The 7218-nt window shown below is 55.8% G+C and carries 3 protein-coding genes and 1 pseudogene; all 4 read right to left on the minus strand.

The window, feature by feature from the left end; genetic code table 11:
* A pseudogene (locus RMSM_RS13925) lies at nucleotides 1–233 on the minus strand (hypothetical protein); the annotation flags it as partial.
* An 86-nt stretch (nucleotides 234–319) separates the two neighbouring features.
* Entirely contained in the window at nucleotides 320–1540 is a 1221-nt protein-coding gene (locus tag RMSM_RS13930) for a type II secretion system F family protein (RefSeq protein ID WP_008697059.1), read from the minus strand.
* Nucleotides 1541–1634: 94 nt separating this feature from the next.
* Nucleotides 1635–3329: a GspE/PulE family protein gene (locus tag RMSM_RS13935; protein WP_008697061.1), complete on the minus strand. Its 1695-nt coding sequence runs from the start codon at nucleotides 3327–3329 to the stop codon at nucleotides 1635–1637.
* Between the two features lie 169 nt (nucleotides 3330–3498).
* Nucleotides 3499–6633: a secretin N-terminal domain-containing protein gene (locus RMSM_RS13940; protein ID WP_008697062.1), complete on the minus strand. Its 3135-nt coding sequence runs from the start codon at nucleotides 6631–6633 to the stop codon at nucleotides 3499–3501.
* Nucleotides 6634–7218: the final 585 nt, after the last annotated feature.

The raw sequence follows: 7218 nt of genomic DNA on the forward strand, positions 1-7218 counted from the left end.
AGTTGCCGATGTCCGTACGCTTTTTGGAAGACCACCTTGCCCTTGTGACCGATCGTAACGACGGCACCGGGAAGTTTGCCTTGATCGATCGCTTGATTGACGAGAGTGTCAATGGATTCGAAGGCATCCGGTTTCAGTGCGACAGGATGCGATGCCTCTGGTTCGGATGCGAGTAATGGCAAGCCGAGCAAGCTGAGGGCCAAGAACACGGTTCGGTAAGCGAGTGATTGCATCGTGAAACCAGCAGGGGAGGCTGTGTCGGTGGGACGATGCCGCCGTGCGCGGCATCGCGGTTTAGCAGGTGGGGCGGCGGTGGGGGCTATAGCGTCGTACTGCTCTTTAGGACCGGAACCAGCAACGCCATGACGACGGCAAGCACCAATACGGCCATGACCAGCAACATCAGCGGTTCGAGCAAGCGGACGAACAGATCAAGTCGGCGAAACGTGCGTTTTTCGAGCGAATCGGCGATTTCGGGCAAAACGCGGTCCAGCGAATTACTTTCCTCGCCGACGCTGATCATCTCGGTCACGCTAACGGGCATGTAGCCGGATGCCCGTAGCGGCGACGCCAAACTTTCGCCACTGCGAATGTTCTCGGTCGCGTTGGCAATCGATTTGCTGAGCAAGCGGTTGCCGGTCGCACTGCGGCTGATTTCAAGTGACCTTAGAATTGGAACACCGTTGCCCAATAGCGTTCCGAGCACGCGGCAGAAACGAGCCACCGCGAGATTCATTAAGATGTCGCCGAGCACAGGGATCTTCAACTTAATCCGGTCCGCCCACTCTTGTCCTGATTCGCTGTCGAGTTTGATTTTGAGCAGGACTAATAGAACCACCATCACGACCAGGAATAGCCAGCCCCACTCTTGCAAAAATTGGCTGAAACTCAACAACGCTTCGGTGGCCCACGGCATTTCGCCTTTGCGACGCAGCCGATCAAACAGCATGTCAAATTTTGGGACGAAGAAAACCAACAAAGCGACGATCACGACGCTACCGACGGAAAACAGGAAGACGGGATAGGCCATTGCGCTGACCGTACGGCCTTTGAGGTCTTCCTGTAATTCGGTAAATGTACCGACGCGATCGAGTGCATCTTCGAGAAAACCACCCTCGGCTCCGGCGCGAACCATGTTGGTTCCCATGTCGCTGAAGACGCCTGGATAGCGAGACATCGTTTGCCCCAACGTCTCGCCTTCTTCGACACGTTCACGAACGTCGAGCAAGACCTCTTTCAATACAGGGTTTGAGGTTTGCGAGCCGAGCACGTTCAGCGATCGGATCATCGGCACGCCACTGCGGAGCAGCGAGGCAAGTTGGCTGTAGAAGACCGCCATCGTTTGTCCGTTCACCTTTTGGCGGCGGTTGAACAAACTGCCCAGTGACGGTGATTTGCTACTGGCGACATCGCTGACTTTGACAGGAAACAAAGACCGTTCGGACAGGATCGAAGTGACTTCGCGTTCCGTGCCCGCTTCGATGGTTCCGTTGACCTGTTTGCCGGTGGTGTCGCGGGCGGTGTAAGCAAAGGTTGGCATTGGGGCGGGGCGATTTAAGAGTTTTTAAGGGGGCGAGTTGAAAATTCGATGTTGACGAAGGTGAACTAGCGGGGATTTTATTTCCTGTTGATTCCTACGCGATCGCTTCGCCCTTGGTGACGCGAAGCACTTCATCGATACTGGTTTGACCCGCAATGACTTTGTCCCAGGCATCCATTCGCAGCGTTCGCATGCCGTTTTTGACCGCTTCTTTGCGAATGTCCCAGCTGCTGGCGCGGTCTAGCGCGAGTTGGCGGATGGTATCGGACGTCACCAGCAATTCGTAGATCCCCATTCGTCCGGAATAGCCCACGTGACGGCATTCGCGGCAACCGACGCTGCGATACAGCACGGCATCGCCAGCACGATCCCAGGGGAAATCGCTTGGTACTTCGGATTTGGCATCGGTCATCGGTTGTTTGCAATGTTTGCACAATCGACGCACCAGTCTTTGAGCCATCACGGCTTCGACGGTCCCGGCGACCAAGAACGGTTCGACGCCCATGTCGCCCATACGCGTGAACGCTCCGGCGGCATCGTTTGTATGTAGCGTGCTGAACACCAAGTGACCCGTCAGCGATGCTTGGATCGCATTTTCGGCGGTTTCGAGGTCACGAATTTCCCCCACCAGCACGACATCGGGGTCATGGCGCAGGATGCTGCGAAGCGACGCGGCAAAGGTCAATCCGATTTTTGGGTGAACTTGAATTTGGTTGATACCATCCAATTGGTATTCGACTGGGTCTTCGGTCGTGATGATCTTGGTTTCAGGACTGCGGATTTGCAGCAAACTGCTGTACAGCGTCGTCGTTTTACCGGAACCCGTGGGGCCGGTGACCAGCACGATGCCGTGTGGATACTCGATGATCTTGCTGAATGTTTCGTAGATTTGCGGGTTCATCCCCAAGCCTTCGAGGTTGAACACCATCGACGACTTGTCCAACACACGCATGACCAAACCTTCGCCATGGATCATCGGAATCACACTGAGCCGGATATCGACTTCGCGGCCGTGGACTCGCAATTTGATCCGGCCGTCTTGCGGCAAACGTTTCTCGGCAATGTTCATCCGCGCCATGATCTTTAGGCGGCTAATGATTGCGGCTTGGAATCGATTGATCTCCGGTGGAGCGGGTTGAGGATGCAGGATGCCATCGATGCGATAGCGAATTTGGATCCCATCGGATTGGCTTTCGATGTGAATATCGCTCGCGCGTGTTTCGATCGCTTCGAGCAGAATTTCGTTAACCAAGCGAACCACCGACGCTTCTTGCGCCATTTCGCTCAATTCGCTGCCGTCGGCTTCAAACGCATCGAGCAGTTCGACGTCGTCCTCTTCGACTGCCGCCATCAGGCCTTCGACTGTCTCGCTGCCGACGCCGAGGTGCTGTTTGACTAGGCGTGCGATTTCGGCACGTTCGGCGACAACCGGAATGATATTCTTGCCGGTCGCCGCACTCGCTTCGTCAAGCGGGTACAGGTCCAGCGGATCGGATGTTGCCACCACGATCGAACCGTCTTCGAATCCAATCGGGAACAGCGATTGGCGGTAGATCAGCTTTTGCGGGAAACCTTCGAGCGCTTTGAGGTCGACGTCGATTTCACGGAGGTCGACGTAATCGAGTCCAACTTCTTCGGCCAACGCACCTAGCGCATCACGCTCGGCGATGTATCCCAACTCGATCGCTGCTTGAACGACGCTTGGTGAGTCGCTTTGCCGGCTTTGTTCGAGTTGTTCGGGGGTGAGTAATCCGCGTCGTTTCAGGATTTCACCAGCATGCATGATCATCTTTTCGATCTTTCTAGCAATGTATGGGGTCAAGCGGCGTGAGGGGATGCCGCGATGCAGTCATCGCTTATTGGGGGGCGATTGGCGATTCTGTCAAGTGTAACGCAATTCGCAGAGGAAATCATTTCACAATCTGCGAACACGTGCATGAGATTCCGCAGGGGGGCGATTAGCGACCGCGACCACCACCGCCGCCACCTCCAGCGCCGCGACCGCCGCCGCCACCGCCACGACCGCCACCAAAACCTCCGGTACGACCGCCTCCGTTGTCGCCACCACCCCCGCCGCCTCGCAATGCACGAAACATTTCGATTCTGCGCTGGATGTCATCCGAGCTTTGCGTGCTCGAATTGCCATTATTGGACGATGTCGACGATGTACTGCTGGATTTTGAATCGGTGGACGAGCTTGCTGTTTTGACACTGGCTCCGAGGATCGACTCGAGCGCTTGTTTAACGATATCGGCTTTGATGTCACCTTTGAGTGTCACCACTTCGACACGTTCTTCGGTCTGCATGCCGCCCTCGTCCAAGGCGAGTACCAATTCACGCACCTGGTTAAAATCTTGAGGCGTTGCGGTGACGATCAGTGAATTGCTGCGTTCGTCGACAGCAACGGTGATTTTTGCAGGTTCGCTTTGGGTTGACGTGCCACCGCCGCCACCGCCACGTCCACCGCGTCCTCCGCCACGAAGTGCCGCGATGATGTCTTGTGGATTGGATTGTCCGCCCCCGCCGCCACGGCCCGATTCGTTCGCCGACGCCATCTTTTCGGCAAACACGCTCTTGACGACTTCGGCGACATTTTTAGCGTCTTGGTAGATGATCGGAATCAAGGCGGGCTTGGCGACGATTTCGATTTCCTCGGGACTCTCTTGGATATCAATCTTTCGCAGAATGATTTCGATGGTCTCGAGGTCGATGGCGTTGGCTTGAACAATCAATGCGTTCAAGCGAGCATCCGGCACGATGCTGACCGATCCGGTGCTGGTCAAAATTGATTTTGCGGACGATTCTTCACCGCCGCCTCCACCACCGCCCATGCCAAGCAGTCCCATCATTCCGCCCCCCAAGCCGCCAAGGCCTCCTAGAGGATCTGACATCGAGGACATGCCGCTATCGATGCCGCCCAAGATGGTGGCGATCAATTCAGCGGCGGTCTCCGCTTTGGCGTACTTGAGCCAGAAAATGGTTGGCAACTCGGATTGGGCACTGGTCGACGGAAGGAACGATTGCATCAGAGCTTCGAATGCATCAAGGGCTTCGGTGTCCTCAGAGGCAACGATCATTCCCGCAGGCGAGAACTGGATCACGATGTCCGCACCTTGGTATTGAAAGCGAACTTCGGGCGACGAAGCGCCCGCAGACGATGGGCGATTGTCCATCGAAACAGAGTTAGACGTGGAAGTCGCGTTGGATGTTGAGACCGGGCTTTGCGAGGCAGTGTCCTCGTCGTCGGCAACCGGAGCGTTTACAAGCCGGTGATCCGATCCGTAGCGTGATTGGACTCCGGTGCGACTGTCGATTGGCAAACGGGGAACACGGTCGTCCGACGGCGCGGAATCAAAAGTGGGTTGGCTGCTATCGTCCGTTTCTTTTGGATGCACCCGTCGTTCGGGCATCTGGTTGCCCGAGGCGGAGGACGATCCCGAAGTACGGATGGTACGAATGTCGTTTTTACGTCCCAGCGTCGACCAAATGCTTTCGACTTGGCGAAGCGCGTCTTCGGCTGCTTGGCCGGTGTACGGCAAGACACGTACCTTTTCACTCATCGATCCGAGCACGTCTTCGCCTTCGAGTTCGCCGATCAAACGTTCGATCATGGCGATTTCATCACTAGTTCCGCGAATCCATAAACGTCCCGTTTCGGGGTCGCCATCGACGATCGGTCCGCTGCCGCCTTCGGCAGTGACACCGAAAAATTTGTTGATCGTCAGCAGCGCTTGGGCGGGATCGAGACGACGAAGGTTGATGACTTTAAAGTCTTGGCCGTTGCCTTCGAGTTTGGCGATCGTGGCCGCCACCATCGCTTGCGTTTCGGGGCGGGCGAACGAAACGATTGCGTTCGTTTTTGGGTCGATTGCAATGCGAGCGTCCGGAGTACCCGCTAACAGGGTTTGTAACACATCAAAGACTGTTGCCGAATCGGCTGTTTTGACCGGATGCGTTTCGAACACCGGCAACGCCACCTCGGCTTGACCATTCGGATCGGCGATGGCGAGAGGTTTGTCGGCCTTTTCGATGATGCTTTCTAGCAGCGCGACTTTGCCGGGCAATCCAGTCGCATAGATTCGTTCGCCATACAATCCCAATGAAATACGGATTTCATCGTTGGCGTTTTGGCCGGGATCGAGTCCGATCAAGGGGCGAGCGATCTCGAGCATCTCTTCGCTGCCACGATGTTCGAGCACAATTTCGACGATGTTTGAATCCGCCTCGCGAGCGTTTTCGAGCAATTGGCGAATGGCAAGCAATTTGCCAACGGTCTCGGTGACTTTGACTTGACGAGCGCTGTCCAACACAATCGTGCGTCCCCATGGACCCACCAGTTGTGCGATCTCTTGTCGCGCCGCATCGGGCGTCAAACTGCCCAAGGGAAAGACGCAGCTAACGATATCGCTGCGGCTGCGATCATCCAATTCATCCAGCGTGATTAATTCGGCGACTTCGCTGATCAAGTTTGCGGCATTTTCAACTTCCAAATCAATCAGCAACAACATGCGTCCGCGACGGACCAACGCGTAACCGCGATCAAGCAGCAAGCGATTTAGAATGTCTAGACTCTCGGCGGCATTGTACGATCGACTCGGGTCGACGTAGTTGACCGAACCGGTTGGAAAACGATCAATTTGTAGCGATAAGTCGGCTTGTTCGGAAAACCATTCCAGCACGTCTTTCCAGCTTGCGCCCGAGAAATTGAACACAAATTTTTCCGAGGACATCCCTGCATCGCTTGCATCGGTGTCGGCGGGCTCCGGCGAGCTGGATCGGCTGTTAGGAACCGCGGCGATTGCCGTCGGGGCAGTCGCGGTGTCATCGGGGGCGGCGACCTCATCTGCGGTGACCGCGTCCTCAGTTGCGGTGACTGCGGGCGTGGTGTCGTCGGATACCGCGGCTTCGTCGGAGGCCTGCGGCGATGGCGAATCAGCTGTCACTTCGCCAACGCTAGCAGTGTCAGGTTGCGATTGCACCTGTGCCGTTTGCGAATCGACGTTGGAATCAACTGGATTGTTCTGCTGAGCCGAAACCCGGGGCGTGACCGAGACAGCAAACGCGACGGTGATGAAAAAGAGCGAGTATTTCATGCTCGAAAAAACGATTCCGTGGAAGAGGAAGCCACTATTTTGCAAAGCGGGCGATTTTGGCTGTGGGCGGCGCTCTACCGATTTGCCACCCGATTATCTTAATCACGATTCGCTAAATTCCTTGTGTGAAGCCTTGGTGAACGGCCCAGAATAGAGGTTTTGAGGAGGGCGCACCGGTTATGCAGGCAACAACTTCGAACTCAGCTGATGCTTTTAACCCCTCCGCGAAACAGAAGTTTCTAGCGGAAACGATGAATTTACGGACTTCCGGCAGCCCTGCACCCGCTGTGGCAAGCCGTGGGCCGTAACGAACCGGGGCATGCGTGGGGGTATGCCACTGGTTGCCGGAACAGGAATTTCACTGCGGAAACGAAAAAAGCCAACCTCTCGCGGGGAGAGGCTGGCTTTTTGATGGCTTTTAAATTCGCAAGTGAGCGAACGGGGGGCTGCCGAGGCCTAGTTGTCGATACAGGTTTCCAAAAAACGAGCCAAGCGATGGAAATCGCTATTTGCTCGATAAAACGTACTTTGGTGACCAGCGTTTCTGGATCGACCAGTTTGCTGAACGGCACGAAGTGCAAATCG

Source organism: Rhodopirellula maiorica SM1 (assembly GCF_000346295.1).
GTDB lineage: Bacteria > Planctomycetota > Planctomycetia > Pirellulales > Pirellulaceae > Novipirellula > Novipirellula maiorica.